Here is a 21144-nt window from a genome sequence, read left to right as displayed (position 1 = left end):
GTTTGTAATTAACAGTTTTTAGTTGGCATAATGCCAATAATTAAAACAATTTATTAGTTTAACAATCAAGAATGTTAGCGTCAAATTTAAAATCGATAGTTTCGGATAACGTGTTGCATGCCAAATGGTTAAATACGCTATCTTATATGGAGAATGCAGGTGCAAAGAAGATTTCAGCTTCAGAACATAAAGAAAATGTAAACCTGATTATTCTAAAACACGCTGCAGAAGAACACCGCCATGCTTATTATTTAAAAAAGCAAATTTCAAAGTTGGACGGGGCACTCTGTAAAACTTACACCAATGCAGAGTTATTATCTCCAAATCATACTAAACACTATTTACATGCTTTAGATATTGCGGTTTGCCGTTATTTAAAAGCTGTATTTAATCTTTCCGGTTACGATTTAAAATTCGCTGCTTATTTATTTGTTACTTACGCCATCGAGGTGCGCGCCGATGAATTGTATCCAATTTATCAAGCGGTTTTAGATGAAGCAAAAAGTAAGGTAAATGTTAAATCGATTATATTAGAAGAAGAAGGCCACTTAGAAGAAATGATGAACCAGCTGGTTAGTTTTTCAGATGACTGGGAAAACCATGCAGCTGAGGTAATCAAAATTGAAAAAGCTTTATTTGATGGTTGGGTTACAGCGTTAGCCACAGAACTGCCTATAAGTGCTTAATTATATATCCTTATTGCGAGAAGGCTTTTTCAGCCGACGAAGCGATCTATTAATTGATGAGTTGTAAAAACTACAGTATTAAGATTGCTTCGACGTTTCTTCTCACAATGACGATTTTTCGTTAAAAACCAATCTAGCTCATTATTGTTTCTAAATAAAGACAAATATCATGGCTAAGTTTTCAGATTTAATTAACGGTGATAAACCCGTTCTCGTTGATTTTTTTGCCGAGTGGTGCGGCCCTTGTAAAATGATGAAACCGATCTTGGAACAATTAAAATCACAAGTGGGCGATTCGGTATCGATTATTAAAGTAGATATAGATAAAAACCAACCTGCGGCGGTTGCTTTTAATGTACAAAGTGTCCCCACTTTAATTCTATTTAAGAAAGGTAAACCCGTTTGGCGTCAAAGCGGCGTTGCACAGGCAGCACAGTTAAAACAAGTTATCGATGCTAATCGATAGTTTTGTAATTGTAAATCAGCTTTCTTAATGCTTCATTTTGATTTTCAGGTCTGATATTGAATTCTTTATCTAATATTTCTTTTATTGAGGTATAAGTCATCATTCGCTTTAGTCCGTTTATTTTATCCCTATCATAAGCTAACTGGCAAAACATTCCAAGTATTGTACTATTGGGATTGGTATAATTATCCATAAAGTAAAAATTATCCAGTTTGCCCAAATCTATTGCATTATGGTTGATTAAGTAATCCTGTAAGAGCTTAATATGCCATTTAAGTGGGTGCCCCATTGAACCACCATAAAATACTGCCAATCCTTCGTTTAGCGGAGAATTCTTATGCATTGGATTCAGGTAAATATGAACCACCTCATGAAAATAATTCTCGCCGCTTCCGGCACAATAAACAATATTATCAGTTTGATTTGAGATACCAGTGGGTTTGTCCGCATTTCCCAAACCCAATGTAAAATCGAAACCTCTTATAAATTGAATTTCATCATAGGTTAATGTGTAAAAATACTTAATCTCAATGGGAGGGCTATTCCAGTCTTTTTCTAGTTTTTTAATCTGATTAATTAACTCATCTGCCCTAGTACTATTAAATTTTATCTTTTTTGGATAAAAAAAAGTAACATTTCTAACTTTTTTAGATTCCCACTGATCAATGGAGTATTGGTACGGTGTAATAAATTCCAAACGTTTTGATTTCGTTTTCTTTATATAGTGATTGGAATTATACAACAAATTGCAGGTTTTAAGAGAGTCTATCCAGCCACCAGTAGTTTTAAGGATATATAGTGAATCGGACAAGGGCTTCACATAAAAAATAGTTTTTACCGTTGCCATAGAAACAGTTGGATAATCGCCGCCGATACCGTAAACTGATGGGTCGGGGATTTTAAAGTTTTTACAGTCTTCAACTGACCAATATTTATTAAAATCAGGTAATTTTTTACCTTTAAAATCGCCCAAATAACTTTGATAGAACTGAATAACTTCTTTTATCCTTACATCTGTTGTATCTACTCCAGGGTTTATGTATGCCTTTTGAGCATTAGCTGAATAGCTGAGAGTGGTGAGAAATAGGCCGAAAATCAGGCGTCGTAAAAACATTCCGCTAATATAAAAGTTTTCTACACCTCCAAAACACTTTTAGGTGTTACAGCAAATATTCTTTCGCTAGCTTTAGGATAAATGTTATATAAGCCAGTAAATAAACTAAAAGCAGGTAAAACGGCATATTCGTTCCCGAAGAAGAAACATGGAAACCTTAGCCGTTGTTTGGCTTTGCCCACAATGGTAACTCCTGGATGGATATGACCACTGATGGGATATAATTCTTCTCTTGTACCATTTGGCGCATCATGAATAAAGCAGAATGGCCCTAGGCAAAAGCTAGGTTCGTGTATTTCTATATCCATTGCTGCATAATTGGCATCCGAAAGCTTGTCGTGATTTCCTTTTACTAATAGAAAGTTAAGCTCTTGGTATTGTTTTCTCCATGCTGAAAATTCATCAATGTCGGTATTCAAACCATGATGAAACATATCTCCATTAATTAATAATGTTTTAGGATGGTATTGTTTAATCAATAAACTTAAACGTTGAAGGTCTGTTTGGGCAATGGTAGCAGGCACTTGCAAACCCGCTCGACGAAAGTGTGCGGATTTACCCAAATGCAAATCACTAATAGCTAAAAGCTGATGCTTGGGTAAGAATAAAGCCCTTTCTTTATCTAAAATCAATTCTTCACCTTGGCTTGTAATGTTCATTTATTTTATGCTATTGTCATCCTGAGCTCGTCGAAGGATCTTTTAAACTTCAACGGGTCACAAGAAGATGATCTACTTAATTCTCTCTGCTTCAGCTTTCATTCTGACAATTCGTTGCTCTAACTCTTCCGAACTCATATTTTCACGTAAACTGTCTACTTTAATTGGGAAAGACAGTGGCGTAAAACTTTTAGGGTTGGTGATCACAATCGTTCCATGCTGGATTCGGTCCAATGCTGCTGCCAATCTTGGCTCTTCCAGTTGTTGGTAAAAAACCTCGTCGTATGCCTGTCGCAAAAGTAAATTATGTTTATCGTAATCGCTAAAAACATTAAAAAATAAACCAGCAGATGACTGGAGGTGCTTATTGGCTACATATTTACCCGGATAGCCCTGAAAAACGAGTCCCGAAATGCAGGCAATATCTCTGAATTTTCGTCTTGCCATTTCTGTTGAATTGATGCTCAATGTAATGTCTTCAGTTAAATTTTCAGGTGAAAAAACCTCATAGGCAATCGATTCATCCATAGGGATTTCCGTTTCACTTAAAAGTTCAAAGCCATAATCATTCATAGCAATAGAAAAACTGATGGGTAGCAATTTACTTAAACGATAGGCTACCAGCGCTGCCAAAACCTCATGCACCAAACGCCCTTCAAATGGATAGGCAAAGAGGTGAAAACCTTCTTTATTGTTAATAAGTTCTATCAGTAATTCGTCGTTTTTTGGCACATGAGAACGTTTTTCCTGAAGTAAAAACAAAGGATATACTACATCTAATTCTTCATCCTGATGTGTTTTATCCAATGCTTCATTGTATTTTTTTCGTAAAACTGACCCTAAATTGGAAGATAGGGGTAAACGGCCACCGTTCCAACTCGGAGAAATTGCATTTTTCTGTTTACTTACCCTCACCACAACCGTCATGTCTTTTACCTGGATAAATTCTAAAACCCTTCCTGCCAGTCGAAAATTATCGCCAGCTTTTAAACGGGTAACAAAATATTCTTCTATCATGCCAATGTAACCACCAGAAATGAATTTAACTTTCAACATCGCATCACTTACGATTGTTCCGATATGTAACCTGTGCCGCATGGCTAATTGTCTGCTCTTCACTTTCCAAAGCCCATCTTCGTCCTTAACCACTTTTTTAAATTCGGTGTAGGCACTTAAACTGTCTCCTCCGGAGGTAATGAACTGCATTACCCAGGTCCATTCTTCGGGGAGGATAAGTTTAAAAGCGTGGGTGTTCTTAATCTCTTCGTAAATAATTTTATCATCAAATCCATCGCCTATGGCCAATGTAACCAGATACTGAACCAGGGTATCAAATACCATAATAAAAGGCTCACGGCTTTCTATATTGTTTGTTTTGGCCGCTTCTTTAATTGCTGCTGCTTCTACAAGTTCTAAAGCATGGGTAGGTAAAAAATATATTTTAGAGATTTCGTGAGGAGAGTGACCAGAGCGCCCCGCCCTTTGCAAAAACCTGGCAACACCTTTTGGCGACCCTACCTGAACAACAGTATCAACAGGTTTAAAATCTACGCCTAAATCTAACGATGAAGTGGCAATAACTGCTTTGAGCTGCCCGGTATGTAAGGCATCTTCAATCCAGTTACGGAGTTCGAAATCTATAGATCCATGGTGTATGGCAATCCGACCTGCCAGTTCTGGTTCAATATTCAACAAATGCTGATACCACATTTCTGATTGTCCGCGGGTATTGATAAAAATTAAAGTAGTTTTACTTTTCTCGATAATCGGTAAAAGTTTATAAGCTAATTTTAAACCCAAATGACCCGCCCAGGGCAATGTTTCGATATCATCGGGTAAAATTGATTTGATTAGGATTTTCTTTTCTAAATCGGCTTTAATAATAATCCGTTTGGCCTCCATATTAGGTTCAAGCACATCCAGTGCCTCTTCAATATTACCAATAGTGGCAGAAATCCCCCAAATTCGTAAAAACTGGTTTTTCTCTAATTTTTGTAGCCCTTTAATTCGCGATATCGCCAATTCTACCAATACACCACGTTTACTTCCTAAAAGTTCATGCCATTCATCAGCAACAATGCATTTAAGATTTTTGAACAAAGTTGAAGCTCCTTTTTGCGCTAGTAACAAGTGCAGGCTTTCTGGAGTAATCAATAAGATTTCGGGCATCGATTTTTTCTGCTGTAATTTCTCTGCCTGAGAGGTATCACCATTACGCACACCAACGTGCCAATCCAACTCCATTTCCAATAGGGTTTCGCGCATGGCTCTTGCAATATCTTTGGCCAGGGAGCGGAGCGGGGTAATCCAGATTAACTGTAAACGGTCTTTTGCTTTCTTGTTATTAGCTTCTGAGGCGTTTAAAGCTTCAATCACTACTGCTAGAAATAAAGAAAAAGTTTTTCCAAATCCAGTTGGAGCATTTACCAAACCGCTGTAGCCATTAAGGTAAGACTGCCAGGCATCTTCCTGAAATTGAAAAGGCTTGCGTTTATTGGCCTTTAGCCAGGCTTTTATCTTTTTATAACCTTTGGTTTGGTTCATGCTTAAATATCGCTGCTTTTGATAATTTTCTAATTATTTTTTGAAAAGCAATAACAGTAATGCTTCGGTTATAGCAGTCCCGCCATATGCTTTACCTTTTTTGCAATTATTATTTAATATTAATTATTTCTATCAAAAAAGGGTGCCACTCCTGTCGGGTTTAAAATCGTCAGGCCAGTTGTTCAAATTAAACCAATTTCTTTCTCCTGGGTCTGTGAGGACATAGACCATGGAATCGCATTACAAGGTAGATTGCAACAACTGCCTCAAATCCTCCAAAGTATTAATTTCATCTGCTTTTTTATCTTTTCGCCAACGCAATATACGTGGAAAACGTAAAGCTAAACCTGCTTTATGCCGTTTACTTTCCGCAATTCCTTCAAAAGCAATTTCGAAAACCAGTTCAGGTTTTACCGTGCGTACCGGACCAAATTTCTCAATTGCATTACGGGTTACAAAGCTGTTCACTTCTTTTATTTCTTTATCTGTTAAGCCCGAATAGGCTTTTGCAATGGTTACCAGGTTTTCCCCATCGCGAACGGCGAAAGTATAGTCGGTAAAGAAATTGGCCCTTCTGCCGCTTCCTTTTTGTGCATAAATCATTACCGCATCAACCGTGTACGGGTTAATTTTCCACTTCCACCAATCGCCCCGTTTTCGTCCACTATGATAATGAGAGGTTAGCTTTTTAAGCATAATGCCTTCGCTGTTAATCGAGCGCGAAGTTTGTCTTAACCCGGCTAGTTCTTCCCACGAATTGCAACTGATTACAGGAGATATCATCACCGGACTTTCATCTAAACCACCTATCAGCCGCTCCAATGTCTTTCTTCTTACGATTAAAGGTTCTTCCCTAAAATCCTGGGCTTCATATTCTAAAATATCATAAACAAAAAAACCGATGGGTGCATCTTCCAATTGTTTTTTACTAATCGTTTTGCGGTTTAAACGCTGTTGCAATGTGCTAAATGATAAAACCTGTTTATCTTGCACTGCCAATATTTCGCCATCTAAAACCACCCCATCGGGCAAAATATCGATCATAAAATGCAGTTCAGGAAATTGCGCTGTAACCAGTTCTTCGCCACGGCTCCAGATAAAGAGTTCCCCATTCCGTTTTACAATCTGCCCTCGTATACCATCCCATTTCCATTCGGCTTGCCATTCCGAAATATCGCCCAGTTTTTCAGGCGCTTGTTCTAAGGCATAGGCCAGGCAAAAGGGGTAAGGCCAGGAGTTATCGGTATTTACATGGATACCATTTATCAGTTCGTGAAAAGTGATTTCGTAAGGATTCCATTTACCCATTATGCTATGCATAATCTGCGCACTATCTAAACTGCTTTGTTTGGCTAGTGCATTTACCAGCATCTTATTAGAAACGCCTATCCTGAAATTTCCCGAAATCAGTTTATTAAAAATAAAACGTTCCTGGGTTTCGAGTTTGTTCCAGGCACTTAAAACGAAATCTTTCTTGGTTTCATCATCTTTACCCTCCAGATCATGCAACTCTTCAATCCAGGTATGTAATTGAAAGTCTGATGTATTTTCGGCAGGAGGTAATAATAGCGCAATGGTTTCGCTTAAATCGCCAACATTGGCATAACTTTCGGCAAATAACCATTCAGGGGTTTCGGTAATGTTTATGGCCCAATATTTAAGCAGGGCTGATTTAATTGGTCTTTTAGGTTTTTTACCTGTAAATAACGCAATAACCCATACTTTATCTTTATCATCAGCGTAATTAAAATAATTAACCAATGCCGCAATTTTATCGTTGGTTTTATTGCTCAGTTCGAGCTGTTGGATCAATTGAGCAAAACGTTTCATCGTTATTTATTTTCATTTTGATCAACTAGATCTACTTTATTTTCCTCATCATCTTCTTGCCCAAATTTGGTTAAAACTTCTGCCGCTTCTATACCTTCATCATTTAAAAAGCGACTAAATGCAGCTGTAAAACCATGGGTAACATATACTTTTTCGGCACCTGTTGCTGTAATAGCTTCCATTAAGCCAGTCCAATCGGCATGATCACTTAGCGCAAAGCCGGCATCAGCACTTTGCCAGCGGCGGTGTGCCCGCACCTGCATCCAGCCAGAACATATACCCGTAACGGGATGGGATAATTTTTTGATCCATCGGCTATCGCGCATCACAGGTGGTACAATTACAATTCCTTTCTGCAATTCATCTTTAGTGGTTTCAGGAGTAATTCTGATGGTTTTAGGAAGGTTTACCCCGGCTTCTATAATCACTTCATTTAAATTGGCAATGCTGTTATGTACATAAATCGGGATATCGCCAGCCAGGTTTTTAATTAAGCGCTGTGCTTTGCCCAAACTATAAGCAATCAATACGCTTGTTTTCTGTTGATTGATGTTATCATGTACCCAGTTCCTAATTCCGTTGAAAACAATTTCCTGTTTTTGCCATTTGTAAACTGGTAGACCAAAAGTACTTTCAGAAACAAAAGAATGACATTTTACTGGCTCGAAAGGCGTGGTGATGCCGTCATCTTCAATTTTATAATCACCAGAAATCACACAAACTTCGCCTTTATATTCGAGCCGTACCTGTGCAGAGCCAATAATGTGCCCGGCAGGAAAAAAAGAAATGTTTACGCCATTACGGGTAATGCTTTCTCCGTACGCTAGTGTTTCTACATTTAAATCTTCACTGATCCTGCGTTTTATGATGGGGTTAGTTAAGGTATGACAGAGATAATATTTATTTCCAAAACGTACATGATCGCTGTGTCCATGTGTGGTTACAGCATAATCTACAGGCCACCAGGGGTCTACATAAAAATCGCCCTGTTTACAATAGATTCCTCTTTTGGTAAATTCTACTAATGCCATAGCTACTAAACAATAAAATTATTAATTAGTTTTAGATGAATATCGGCTAAATACCCGATAATTTAAAATATCGGCTAATTACCCGATAAATAGAGATATCGGCTAATTAGCCGATATTATTTTTGAAATATGAATAATAAGTTCGATATTGTAATATGATTTGCATTATAACAGGTGATATTATAGGCTCAAGGAAGATTAAAGATAGCTGGTTATTAAGCTTAAAAACGGCTTTAAAAATAGTTTCCGATCACAATAGTAAATGGGAGATTTATCGGGGAGATAGTTTTCAGCTAGAAGTTGAGCCGGAAAATGCCATCAGGACTGCAGCTTATTTAAAAGCATGTATCAGGGTAAATAAACCTGCAGATGTAAGGATGGGTATTGGAATTGGAGATATCAAAAACAAACGGAAAAAACTTTCAGAATCCAGCGGAGATGCTTTTGTAAATTCAGGAGCGGCATTTGACAGTTTAAAACAAGCTAAGGTTAATTTAGCCATTAAAACTGATTCAGCTGATTTTGATGAAGAAATTAACGTTTTAATAAAGTTATCTCTGATCGCAATGGATAGCTGGGGAGTTGTAGCTGCCGAAATGGTAAAACTTGCATTAGAAAACAATAACCTGTTACAAAGTGAACTGGCAGCTATTTCGGGCCGAACGCAATCATCTGTAAGTGAAGCATTGAAACGTGCACATTATACCGAAATTATGGAAATGGATAAAATTTACCGTAAAAAACTGAACCAAATGATTTTAAAATAATGGATATCTATTTAATCAAGCTTATTCTTGCCCATTTAATTGGTGATTTCTTTTTACAGCCAAATGCTTGGGTAAAAGATAAAGAAAGGAAGAAATTAAGCTCAATAAAGCTCTATTTGCATGTGGCCATCCATATAGCTTTGATATTCCTTATTTTTTTAAACTTTGGTGTTTGGAAGGTTGCATTTTCAATAGGGATACTTCATCTTTTGATTGATGCGCTAAAATCGATTTTTCAGACCAAGAAAAATGCACGGATACTGTTTTTTGTTGATCAGGTTCTGCATTTTACTTCGATAATAGTGGTGTGGCATTTTTTTTATAAGGGAAGTTTAAACATCAGTTTTTTTAATGAGACCAAAACATGGCTTTTAATAGCGGGGGGCTTGTTTTTAACCATGCCTACATCGATTATAATGAAGGTAATCATTGCTAAATGGATCCCGGATAATCAACCTGGAAGCCCAAAATCGTTAGAGAATGCAGGTAAATATATCGGAATATTGGAAAGAGTGCTGATCTTTTTGTTTATCTTAACCAATCATTTCGAAGCCGTTGGCTTTTTACTTGCAGCCAAATCTATATTTCGGTTCGGCGATTTAAAAGAAGCGCACGACCTTAAATTAACAGAATATGTACTAATCGGCACTTTGTTAAGCTTTGGTATAGCCATTGTAACTGCCATGCTTATTCAAATGTTTATCGCATAAAAAAGCAGCCCGAAAGCTGCTTTTATTTTTTATCTTGCTCCGGGAGGGCAATTTTCTTTTAAAAACTTAGTATAAGTTAAAGATAAATGTTTACCGGTTCCTTCGCCCTCAGAGATGCTGTGGGTACGGTTTGGATAACTCATCAATTGAAAAACCTTTTCGTTTTTGATTAGCTCGTTAATCAACATTTCGGCATTTTGATAATGTACATTATCGTCGCCTGTACCATGGATATATAATAAATTACCTTTTAAGTTTTTAGCATAAGTAATGGGAGAGCCTTTAATATAAGCCTCTTTACTTGGAAAAGGTGTACCCATATAACGTTCCTGGTAAACATTATCATAAGTTAATTGATTGCCAACAGCTGCAATTGCAATACCTGTTTTATAAATTTCAGGATATTGGAACATCAGGTTCAATGTAGAAGAACCACCTCCACTCCAGCCCCAAACAGCTACTCGGTCTTTATCCATATAAGTATGGGTAGCCAATAATTTTTTAGCGGCCATAGCCTGATCGCGGATATTGATTACGCCAATATTTTTATAAATACTTTTACGCCATGTGCTTCCTTTTGGAAGAGGTGCGCCTCTATTATCCATTGAAATATAGATATAACCATCTTTGGCCATATCACCGGCATATAAATGGTTTCTCCCAGCACCATAAGTGTCTAATGCCGTAGCTGAAGCAGGTTCACCATAAACATAAAATAGTACAGGGTATTTCTTATCTGGATTAAAGTTATCTGGCTTTTTCATCCAGCCATCCATTTCAATACCATCTTCAGTAGTTACTTTAAAAAACTCAACTTTGTTTTTAGTTGACGTTTGCTTAGCTAATTGTGTAGTAATACTTCCATCCATTGTAAATGGGTTCCCCGTAGTAAAGTTCATCCATTCCTTAATTGGCTCAACCAGCGAACTGTTATACGAATGGCGTGCAAAAGCAGCATTAGGTGAAATATCGTAATTGTGCGTTCCTGGTAAAACAGAAGGTGTAACCTGTTCTAATTTACCTTTGCCATCTAATTTAGTTTTGAAAAGATACTTCTGAGTAGCATTTGTTGGTGAGGCCAGAAAATAAACCAAGTTATTTTTTACATCGATCAATTTTACATCAATCACATCATAGTTGCCTTTTGTAACCAAGATTTCTTTTTTTCCATCCAAACTGATTCTATACAGGTGGTTCCATCCATCCTTATCCGATACAATTGTAAACTCTTTATTATCATTTAACCATTTCCATTCATCCTGTGCATCAATCCAGGCTTTAGCTTTTTCGGTATAAACGGCTTTTGCCGATCCTGTAGCTGCATTACAAATAAATACTATACTTTCGTTTTGTTCGCGGTTAAGTTGTTGTAAAATAATATCATTGCTGTTAGGCACCCACTGCATACGCGGAATATAGTGCTGAATGTTATCTCCAGGAACATTTAGCCAGTTTGTTTTAGCTGTTGTAATATCAACCACACCAACTTTACAAGCAGACGGATTTTCTCCTACCTTTGGATATTCTACAGGGATGGTATATGGATAAATAGAATCTGTATTATTGATCATTAAGAAATTTTTGATCTTTGTTGCATCCAGCTGCCAATAAGCAATAGATTTGCCGTCCGGACTCCATCTAAAGCCGTCACGGCAATCAAACTCTTCTTCATAAACCCAATCGAAAGTACCGTTAATCATTCGTTCTGTACCATCAGTAGTTAAGGCCTTTGCCCCAGTTCCATCAATATTTTCTACATACAGGTTATGTTTACTTATATAAGCAACCTTGCTGCCGTCGGGCGATAATTTCGCGAACATTAGAGATGAGGCTGGTTTATCTTTTCCAATCTGTGTAATTTTGTTAGTAGTTAAATCAGCCAACCAATAATCGCCACGCGTTTCGTAACGCCAAACTTTTTTACTATTGGTATAAATCAAAGCTTTTGTACCATCATCAGATAATTGAAAACTTCTTACTGCGATAGCATTATCTTTTCCGGCAGGCGTTAACAATGCCCTCGATAAAATTGTTTTTCTGTCGTTTTTAGGGAGAGTAACCGAAATAATTTCTCCATTTGCAATCTGGTAGTAGGAGTTGCCGTCTTTTGCCCAATTGATATTTTGAGCTTTTGCATCAATTATCGAACAAAGTGCTATACAAGCAATGGATAACCTGAATAATAATCTTTTAATCATATATATATTTTGGACATAAAAAAAGCTTTTCAACTTTCGGGCTAATTTAAATAAAAAGCCTGCAGTTAAAAAGCTGTAAATTATCTGGAATTGGTTAATTATTCACCACCACCTTGCATTGCTTTCAATTCGTCCATAGTTACTACTTCGTAACCAGTAGGAATTTCAGTGTTAATGACGCCTACTTTAGCTTCAGAAAGAGATTTTAGAACCAGGTCTGAATTTACACCATTAATTATTGCCGAATATTTTACAGGAAGTGCCCCTAAACCTTTAAAGAAACCACCATTGGTAATTGCAGCAATATCAACATCTTTAGTTGCCCATAACTCATGTGCTCCACCTTTGTCATCTTTGTAGGTGTATTTTTCAGCACTAAATCCAGCAATTGTCTGTTTTTCCCCAGTTGCTTTATAGTCAGAATATTTTGGTAATAAAGCTTCTTGTGCTTCTGTTTCTGCTTTGCTCACCTTTACCGCGAATTGTTTTTGAGCCACTGGAACATCAATTAATAATAATCCGGTCTTATCTGCCGTATTTGAAATGATGTTGACCATGGCCGGGCCATTTTCAATTTCTATTTTGGTTAAGCTACCATTAAATTTAGTTTTAATGTCAGTTGTTGCACCATTAGCCGTTACTGCAAATACCAAAGTACCTTCAGCAATTTTCTTTTGTGCATGGGCAATTATAGCAGTACTTACCAAGATTAAAGCTACAACACTGGTTTTGATTGATTTAAACATGTTTTATTTCAGTTTTAGTTATTTACCAATTAATTTTTTCTTTTTTCAAAAACGAAGAAATCCCTTTTTTAAAATCTTCACTTTCTCTTACCATGGCATTAATCTGTACCGCGGTTTCCAAACTCTTTTCTAAGTTCGGATTAACAGTTTGGGTAATCAGCTGTTTGGTAATCATTAATGAATTGCCCGAACTTTCTGTACACAAACTTAATGCAAATTCTCTTGTTTTTTGATGAATTTCGGATGAATTTGTTACAAAATTTATCAAATTATATTTCAATGCCTGCTCGGCAGAGAAAGTTTTGCCTGTTAGTAAAATTTCCTTGGCTATGGATTCGCTCACCTTTTGCTTTAAAAAACAAGAAACTATTGCAGGTACAAAACCTATTTTTACTTCAGTATAACCAAAATTACTTTCTGGGGTAGCAAAAACAATATCACATATGGTTGCTAAACCACAGCCACCCGCAATGGCATGACCTTCTACTTGAGCAATAACCACCTTTGGTAAATAATAAATGGTTGTAAATAGTTTTCTTAAATGATTAGAATCGGCTACGTTTTCTTCAAATGTATTGTGCTGTAATTGCTGAAGATATGCTAAATCGGCACCAGCACTAAAAGCATCACCATTTGCATTTAATATAACCACTTTTACCAGGCTATCTTCTGATGCTTTTATAAATGCGGAGGTTAATTCGGCAATAAGTTGAGGGTTTAGCGCATTTCTCTTTTCGGGCCTATTAATAGTTATCGTTGCTATTCGTTCAGCAACCTGATATAAAACCAGATTTTCCATGTTATTGGGTTAGTTGCACCAAATATGCTTTATTTTTCTTTAAAACCTGTACATCTATATCATTATTCTCCATAAACTTCTTTAAGATCTGAATTTTATAGTCTTTATTGGTGGCATCTATTATTGCTGTTCTATATTTTATAGCAGTATCTATTTTGACTAAGTTAAATTTAGTATTTCCATTTAACCAAATACTCGAAAAAGTGGCATCTCCTTTTATCTTTTTATTATTTAGATTTTCATCAATCAAGAGTATCTTATACTGAAAAAAGGCAATTTGGTTGTTCTTGAATACAAACTGCCCTAAAACGGTATCTTTTTTGAAATCAATAATAGATATCTTGTTTAACTGTAATTGAGCTAATGCCGGTTGAATAGAAAAGGCATAGTTTTTATCTTCAATATTTAAATCTGAAACTAAAACAGCTTCTTTTCCATTAATAAATGCCGCTGCGTAATTTTTTCTCAGGGAAAAGAAAATGATTTTCCGCTGGTTAAAAATCTTTAGATCATCGTGTACAATTAAAAGTTGGTAACAAACAAATAAAAGTAAAGAAGAAAACAAAAGTTGTTTATTAAATTTTGTCAATGCGTAAATAAACAAGCCTAACGAGAGACTCAATAAGGAAAATTCTGGCAAATTAATCCATATTGATGAAAGGCTGGCATATGGTAAATCAGCAATCCACTTTAAGCTAGCATTTGTAAAATTTATTATCCATTCGAAAACCGGAGCCAGAAATCGGAATGATGGGATTAATACTACAATCCCTGAATACATCATTAATATTAATGGGATGGTGATGAAGAGATTCGCAAAAAGGAAATAAAGTGGAAATTGATGGAAGTAATAAATACTTAATGGAAAGGTGATAATTTGTGCCGCTAAAGACATGGATATGAAACTCCATATTTTATCTATCCAATGATGTTCTGTGTAAAGAAGATTGTAAATTTTAGGTTGAAGATAAATTAATCCGAACACGGCCAGGTAGGAGAGTTGAAATCCAACATCCCAGATTAAAAATGGATTGTAAAGGAGTTGACAGAATGCTGAAAAGGCCAAAACATTATAACTATTTGTTTTCTTAGATAAAACTTTAGCCGTTATTAAAATACTGATCATTATGGCTGAGCGAACGACAGAAGGTGATAATCCGGTTAGCAAAGCATATCCCCAAATCAAAGTACAGACGATTAGTAGTTTTATTATCCTTAATGCCCGATTCTTATTCAAAAAGAAGAACATAAAATCTAAAACGATGTAGATGATTGCTACATGTGCACCTGACACCGATAAAGCATGAATGGTTCCTGTATTGGAATACGCAGATAAAGTTTCTTTACTTAAATCGGCACGGTAGCCTAAAATAAGGGTAGAGGCCACGGCAAAAGCTTCATCACTTTTAATTAAGGTTCTGTATTTTGCTACTTGCTTTTCTCTTATATTTAAAGCCGTTTTTATCACTCGATTACCTATATTTTTTTTGGTGCTAACGATATGATCCTGATTTATAAATCCCTGGTGATAAATATTCTGACTGCGCAACCAAGCTTTAAAATCAAATTCTGCAGGATTATATGGAGGTTCTACTTCGGTATATTTTACCGAGATCATCATTTCGTCGCCATACTTTAGTTTGATGGGTTTTAGGCTGTCTAATTTTACAGTAAGCAGTATTTGGCCCGATAAGCTCGTTTGCTTATTTTTATTGTATCCGGTTACTACCTTTGCTTTAAAGCGCACAATATTGCTATTTTGCTGAGGTTCATTATTAACCCAAACTTTTAAATAATCGCACCCGGCTTTTGCAAAGTAATTTTGGTTTAAACTTTCGTTATTGAGCAGGCAAAATAAACCGCCAAGACTGAAAAAAAGTATATAAATTAAAATACCAACAGCACCTTTGAAACGATATACATTGAATCTTTTATAGGTGACATTTAAAAATAATATGCTTAGTAAAATAACGGATAGGATTAAAGTCAACCATTTAATATATGCTAATGCTGGAAAGAAATAAAAAATACAGATACCTAAAATGAAAGGAAACAGGATCCTGACAAAAATATATTCGGTCTTAAACATGGTTTAAAATTGATAGCGCACTTGAATTTTAACTTCCGATTTTTTATTACCCTTAATTTCGTCCAGATAAGTCCCTACTGTTTCTACGTCCTTATAGACGAATAAGCCATATCGAATCCAAATATTTAGTTTTTTAACTATGTTATATCTCAGGTTGAGGTAGGTTCTTAAACCTTTTCCGTTATACATTCCAAAAGCAAAACTGTATAAAACATCATCTTCATACGCGTAAATCCTGCTGTTATAACTCGGGGTATTGAAATAGGCAAACCTTACATTGCCCGTTAGCTTAGCAAACATCGGCGAATAATCTATATCCTGATAAATGAGATAGCCAAATTCCCTATTTGCACTTCCTTTCTTATATTGAGAAACCTCTAGCCGGTTTTGAAGATGCCAATTCTTATTCAATAGCCAGTTTGCTTCTGCCCGGTAACCTTCTCTTTTTACATGGTCTAAGAAATTTACAGGAACATCCAGATCGGTATTCTGTTGTTTGTTTTCTGATTTAAATCGAACTAAAATTTTAAAGGTTTTGCTTGGTGTATAAACAGCTTGAGCTAAAACTTCATAACCTTTTGAGGGCTCATCAACACGATATTTTAACCAGGGGAACCGAAAAAAATCACCGTAGAAAGAAAAGGCCCACCGTTTATTTGGGTTAACATTTAAACCTGCGTACAATCCTTTTTCATTTACAGCTTCGCTCGATTCGGATACTGCCTGATTAAAGAAACTGTGATAATCTTTAGCATAATTGCGATAGGTTAAGGCCGCAGAAACGGCTGGCGACAAACTAATGAGTACACCATTAATGTAAGCATAACCACCACCTGAACCTTTTGCTGCCTCGCCATAGAGGTACATGTTATTATAGGTGTAATTATAAAATAAACCCAAATTAGTTAACGATTTACCTGTGAAACTATACCGATCGTAGGCCGCAGTTTGCGTAATAAAACGATTTTTATAATTGGTATGATAAGCTATGGCACCAACAGCAAATTCGTTCTTGGTATATTGAACTGTAGTTCCGAATACACTTTGTGCCAAAACACCTTTATTCTTAATCTCTGTAGGTGTTCTATGCAACCCAGTTTGATTAATTGTAGACTGAATTAAGTTTCCATCAGAATCTAACTTTTGACTAGCATCAAGATTGCGGAACGAAACAAAAGGAGTAATGTCTATATTCTTAAATAAATTAACTGTTGCAGCACTGCCTCTAAAAAAGGAATATTCATTAGTAGAATTGTAAGGCCTTAAACCTAAATCTTTTTTAGCTACACTGGTTACATCAGGTCCTTTACCATAGGAAAAACCCGACCATAAGGTTAAGCCCTGGCCAAATTGCAGTGTATAATCGCCAACTACCAATTTTTTTAATTTCCCCAATTTGAATAGCGCGATATTTCCTGAATAAAAATCGAAAGGCTTACCGATAAATTTTTCTCCGGCATCTTTATCTAAAGTTATGGCAGTCGATAGAATTGAACTATATTGATATCGGTAACGCATCTGAAATCTTTCTGGCGAGCCTAAATACCTGTTCCCTGGCAAATCAGTATACCCCCTCTGTTTTTGTAAAGTTTGTGCAAAACGCATCATCAGGTCATTTTCGCCAGCATGCACGAGATTTTTAAAACTGAGCTGCTGATATTCGGCGATATTGGTTAGCGTTACGAATGGAAGCAGGGTTTGAATTGTTTTAATATCAAAGCCAGCAATGCTTTGTAATTCCAGTACATCCGCAAGCAGACCATTTTCCTTTATATGAGTAAAGAAATTACCAATCTGTAAGGGCGAAAGGAAAACCAAAGTTTTTAATTCTTCAACCGAGGTACGATTGAGGTTAATCGGATGTTTACGATATTTCTCTAATATATCAACCAACTCGGTCATATCATAATCATCAGGCAGGTTTTCAGCTATACTCTCCAAAATATCGCGTATATCTGTTTCCTGTGCATTGGTTTGGGCATTTGCCATAAATCCAATCATCACAAAGGCGATAATTAAGATCTTAAACGCATAACGGCTTCCAGTTAGAAGTTTATGGTAAACATCAGTACACCATGAAACTACCGTTTTACGGCTACGAAACGTCGCATCTACAGGGAGATTTACTGGTGGAAACCAATTACTAATTAATGCAGATAGAACGACACCCAAATGTTTCTTGGGAAATAAATAATAGGGGAAAGGGACGGGCAACAACGCACACCATATTTTCATAAGCAGGGGTTAAACTGGTTAATAAAAAATAGGGTGATTTTTGTATTAGTGATCCTAATATAGAGAAATAATTAAAAAATTACAAAAAATGTATTTTTTAATTACTTACATCAATGGGTGAAAATTTACAAATATGAATGGAATAGCCTACTTAAAGCTTAAAGTTCTTCTGCCAGGTTTACTAAAAATCCTTTCAGTTTTTCTAATGAATCAATAATCTTTTGATTCTCTCTAACACCTGTTTTATTGTTCTTCAAATAGTCTTTAGCCCCTTTTAATGTAAAACCTTTTTCGTCAACCAGATTAAAAATAATTTTTAAGTTTTCAATATCTTCTGGCGTAAAAAGGCGGTTGCCTTTTTTATTTTTTTTAGGCTGGAGGATATCGAATTCTTTCTCGTAAAAACGGATCTGCGATGCGTTGACATTAAACATTTCAGTCACCTCACCCATGGTATAATACATTTTATTAATGTCTCTTTCTTTATACGGCATATTTTGTGGTTGATTATGAGTGTCTTATATCGATTAATTAAAGTATTCAAATGTAGCTCGATTTTTCCTTATTAACGCAATAAAATTTTAATTTTGTTCCCTCCAATAATATTGAAATGACAGCAAAAGAGATTAGACAGGCATTCCTTAGTTTTTTTGAATCAAAACAACATCACGTTGTTCCTTCCGCACCCATTGTGGTTAAAAACGACCCAACTTTAATGTTTACAAATGCGGGCATGAACCAATTTAAAGATCTGTTTTTAGGGGAGGCGGCCATAAAATATTCTCGTGTTGCCGATACCCAACGCTGTTTACGTGTTTCGGGCAAACATAACGACCTGGAAGAGGTGGGGATCGATACTTACCACCACACCATGTTCGAAATGTTGGGCAATTGGAGCTTTGGCGATTATTTCAAAAAAGAAGCCATTGCCTGGAGTTGGGAATTACTGACCGAAGTTTACAAAATCCCGAAAGAAAAATTATATGTTACCTATTTCGAAGGCGACGAAAAAGAAGGACTGGAAAAAGACCAGGAAGCTTACGATCTGTGGAAACAATATGTTGATGAAAGCCATATTTTGCCCGGAAACAAAAAAGACAATTTTTGGGAAATGGGTGATACTGGACCATGTGGGCCATGTTCTGAAATCCATGTAGATTGCCGTACCGATGAAGAAAAAGCTTTAGTTGATGGTGCTACCCTGGTAAATGCAGATCATCCGCAGGTAATCGAAATCTGGAATAATGTATTTATGCAGTTTAACCGTTTAAAAAATGGTTCATTACAAAGCTTACCTGCTAAACACGTTGATACTGGAATGGGTTTTGAACGTTTGGTACGTGTTTTACAGGAGAAAACCTCTAACTATGATACCGATGTTTTCCAACCGATGATTCAATTTATTGCAGAAAAATCGGGTATTAAATATGGTGTCGACGAGAAAACCGATATTGCCATGCGTGTTATGGCCGATCACATCCGTGCCATTTCCTTTGTTATTGCCGATGGTCAATTACCTTCTAATAATAAAGCAGGTTATGTAATCCGTAGGATTTTACGCCGTGCTGTACGTTATGCTTATACGTTTTTAAACTTTAAGGAGCCATTTTTAAATCAATTGGTTCCTTTATTGGCCGATCAATTTAAAGGTGTGTTCGATGAACTGATTTCACAACAGGATTTTGTGCAAAAAGTGGTGCTGGAAGAAGAGGTTTCTTTTCTTAGAACTTTATCAACAGGAATACAGCGTTTCGAAAAATACAAGGCCACTAATGATATGGTTGAAGGGGCTTTTGCTTTCGAATTATCAGACACCTTTGGCTTTCCTATCGATTTAACGGAGCTAATGGCTAGAGAAAAAGGCTGGAGTGTTGATTTGGTTGGCTACGAACAGGCCTTGAAAAAACAAAAAGACGATAGCCGTGCCGCAACAGCTATTGATACAGGTGATTGGATTGTAGTAAATACAGACGATCAAAGTGAGTTTGTAGGCTATGATGACTTAGAAATCGAAACCGAAATTTTAAAATATCGTAAAGTAAAAGCCAAAGGCAAAGAACAATACCAGCTAGTTTTACGCCAAACACCTTTCTATGCAGAAAGTGGTGGCCAGGTAGGAGATACAGGCCGTTTGGAAGACCATAGTCGCCAGTTTTGGGTAGACATTACAGATACTAAAAAAGAGAATGGCTTAACCGTTCATTTTACCGATATCCTGCCAGATAATTTAGATGGTAAATTTTGGGCCGTTGTAGATGAAGATAAACGTATTTTAACTGAAGATAACCACTCTGCAACACATTTATTGCATGCAGCCCTTAAACAGGTTTTAGGCAAACATGTTAATCAGAAAGGTTCGTTGGTTAATGCAGATTATCTGCGTTTCGATTTTTCTCACTTTGCTAAAGTAACCGATGAAGAATTAGCACAGATTGAGATCATTGTGAATCAGAAAATCCGTCAGAATATTAAGTTAAAGGAACAACGTAACGTTCCTTATCAAGATGCTATTGAAAGCGGTGTAACAGCTCTATTTGGCGAAAAATATGGCGATTTTGTCCGCATGATTACTTTTGACGACCATTTTTCTAAAGAACTTTGCGGTGGTACACATGTAAAAGCTACAGGGCAGATAGGCTCGTTCAAAATTATTTCTGAGAGTGCAGTTGCAGCTGGTGTTCGCCGCATAGAAGCCATTACTGCTGATAAAGCTGAGCAATATTTCTTAGACCAAAGAAAAGAACTTGGCCATTTAAAAACATTACTCAATGGAAGTAAAGATTTATCTGCGTCTGTTCAGGCTTTATTGGATGAAAATGCAAAACTGAAAAAGGAAATTGAGAAGTCTACAATAGAACGTGTAAATACCTTAAAACATGAAATCGTACATCATGTAAGGGGGATTAATGGTATTAACCTGATTGCTAAACATATCGACCTGCAAAGTGCCGAGGCTGTTAAAAATCTAGCTTTCTCTTTGAAAGATATGGTTGATAACCTGTTTCTGGTTTTTACTACAGAAATTGATGGTAAACCAGGAATAACCGTAATGCTTTCCGATCACCTGGTGAAAAAAGGATTAAATGCTTCAAATATTGTGCGCGAATTGGGTAAGGAGATTCAAGGTGGTGGTGGAGGACAACCTTTTTATGCTACTGCAGGAGGTAAAAACCCAGCAGGATTAAAAGTTGTATTGGAAAAAGCAGAAAATTTCATTCCTCATCACTAATAAAAATCATACAATAGCTATGAAATAAATCCGGAGTGACA

General features: G+C 36.3%; 16 protein-coding genes. 5 read left to right on the top strand and 11 right to left on the bottom strand.

Going from position 1 to position 21144, the window contains the following annotated elements; genetic code table 11:
• Positions 1-71: 71 nt before the first annotated feature.
• A complete protein-coding gene (locus FHT21_RS09865) occupies positions 72-686 on the top strand; it encodes a hypothetical protein (protein ID WP_167294505.1) in 615 nt (204 codons plus the stop codon).
• A gap of 169 nt (positions 687-855) precedes the next feature.
• Complete coding sequence (gene trxA / locus FHT21_RS09860; protein ID WP_167294504.1) at positions 856-1152, top strand: thioredoxin; 297 nt, start codon at positions 856-858, stop codon at positions 1150-1152.
• Here the strand turns inward: trxA and FHT21_RS09855 are convergent.
• From FHT21_RS09855 to FHT21_RS09835, 5 genes are all read right to left on the bottom strand, one after another.
• On the bottom strand, positions 1142-2266 hold the full coding sequence (locus tag FHT21_RS09855; RefSeq protein ID WP_167294503.1) for a hypothetical protein: 1125 nt from the start codon (positions 2264-2266) through the stop codon (positions 1142-1144). The two genes, trxA and FHT21_RS09855, sit on opposite strands and share 11 nt — an antisense overlap.
• 20 nt (positions 2267-2286) lie before the next feature.
• On the bottom strand, positions 2287-2925 hold the full coding sequence (pdeM, locus tag FHT21_RS09850; RefSeq protein ID WP_167294502.1) for a ligase-associated DNA damage response endonuclease PdeM: 639 nt from the start codon (positions 2923-2925) through the stop codon (positions 2287-2289).
• A gap of 72 nt (positions 2926-2997) precedes the next feature.
• Positions 2998-5469: a ligase-associated DNA damage response DEXH box helicase gene (locus FHT21_RS09845; protein ID WP_167294501.1), complete on the bottom strand. Its 2472-nt coding sequence runs from the start codon at positions 5467-5469 to the stop codon at positions 2998-3000.
• A 240-nt stretch (positions 5470-5709) separates the two neighbouring features.
• Positions 5710-7299 carry an ATP-dependent DNA ligase gene (locus tag FHT21_RS09840; protein WP_167294500.1) on the bottom strand — a complete coding sequence of 530 codons (1590 nt, stop codon included), beginning with the start codon at positions 7297-7299 and terminating at the stop codon, positions 5710-5712.
• A 2-nt stretch (positions 7300-7301) separates the two neighbouring features.
• Entirely contained in the window at positions 7302-8330 is a 1029-nt protein-coding gene (locus FHT21_RS09835) for a ligase-associated DNA damage response exonuclease (RefSeq protein WP_167294499.1), read from the bottom strand.
• Between the two features lie 155 nt (positions 8331-8485).
• On the opposite strand from FHT21_RS09835, the gene FHT21_RS09830 reads away from it, so the two are divergent.
• Positions 8486-9097 carry a SatD family protein gene (locus tag FHT21_RS09830; protein ID WP_167294498.1) on the top strand — a complete coding sequence of 204 codons (612 nt, stop codon included), beginning with the start codon at positions 8486-8488 and terminating at the stop codon, positions 9095-9097.
• Entirely contained in the window at positions 9097-9807 is a 711-nt protein-coding gene (locus FHT21_RS09825; RefSeq protein WP_167294497.1) for a DUF3307 domain-containing protein, read from the top strand. The genes FHT21_RS09830 and FHT21_RS09825 overlap by 1 nt, the downstream gene beginning before the upstream one ends.
• A 29-nt stretch (positions 9808-9836) precedes the next feature.
• Here FHT21_RS09825 and FHT21_RS09820 read toward each other — a convergent pair whose 3' ends face one another.
• The 6 genes from FHT21_RS09820 to FHT21_RS09795 form a co-directional block, all read right to left on the bottom strand.
• Complete coding sequence (locus FHT21_RS09820; RefSeq protein ID WP_167294496.1) at positions 9837-12005, bottom strand: S9 family peptidase; 2169 nt, start codon at positions 12003-12005, stop codon at positions 9837-9839.
• 98 nt (positions 12006-12103) lie between these two features.
• Complete coding sequence (locus tag FHT21_RS09815) at positions 12104-12751, bottom strand: DUF4412 domain-containing protein (protein ID WP_167294495.1); 648 nt, start codon at positions 12749-12751, stop codon at positions 12104-12106.
• A 22-nt stretch (positions 12752-12773) separates the two neighbouring features.
• Positions 12774-13550, bottom strand: a complete 777-nt coding sequence (locus FHT21_RS09810; RefSeq protein ID WP_167294494.1) for an enoyl-CoA hydratase/isomerase family protein — start codon at positions 13548-13550, stop codon at positions 12774-12776.
• A gap of 1 nt (position 13551) precedes the next feature.
• Entirely contained in the window at positions 13552-15639 is a 2088-nt protein-coding gene (locus FHT21_RS09805; protein WP_167294493.1) for a ComEC/Rec2 family competence protein, read from the bottom strand.
• A gap of 3 nt (positions 15640-15642) precedes the next feature.
• Positions 15643-17874 carry a helix-hairpin-helix domain-containing protein gene (locus FHT21_RS09800; protein WP_243853945.1) on the bottom strand — a complete coding sequence of 744 codons (2232 nt, stop codon included), beginning with the start codon at positions 17872-17874 and terminating at the stop codon, positions 15643-15645.
• Between the two features lie 158 nt (positions 17875-18032).
• On the bottom strand, positions 18033-18368 hold the full coding sequence (locus tag FHT21_RS09795; protein ID WP_029274329.1) for a MerR family transcriptional regulator: 336 nt from the start codon (positions 18366-18368) through the stop codon (positions 18033-18035).
• 116 nt (positions 18369-18484) lie between these two features.
• On the opposite strand from FHT21_RS09795, the gene alaS reads away from it, so the two are divergent.
• A complete protein-coding gene (gene alaS / locus FHT21_RS09790; RefSeq protein ID WP_167294492.1) occupies positions 18485-21103 on the top strand; it encodes an alanine--tRNA ligase in 2619 nt (872 codons plus the stop codon).
• The last annotated feature ends 41 nt before the right edge of the window (positions 21104-21144 follow it).

Origin of the sequence: Pedobacter sp. SG908 (assembly GCF_011759615.1) — a bacterium.
GTDB lineage: Bacteria > Bacteroidota > Bacteroidia > Sphingobacteriales > Sphingobacteriaceae > Pedobacter > Pedobacter riviphilus.
Note: the sequence above shows the minus strand (reverse complement) of the source record. Positions and strands in the feature narration are given on the sequence as shown.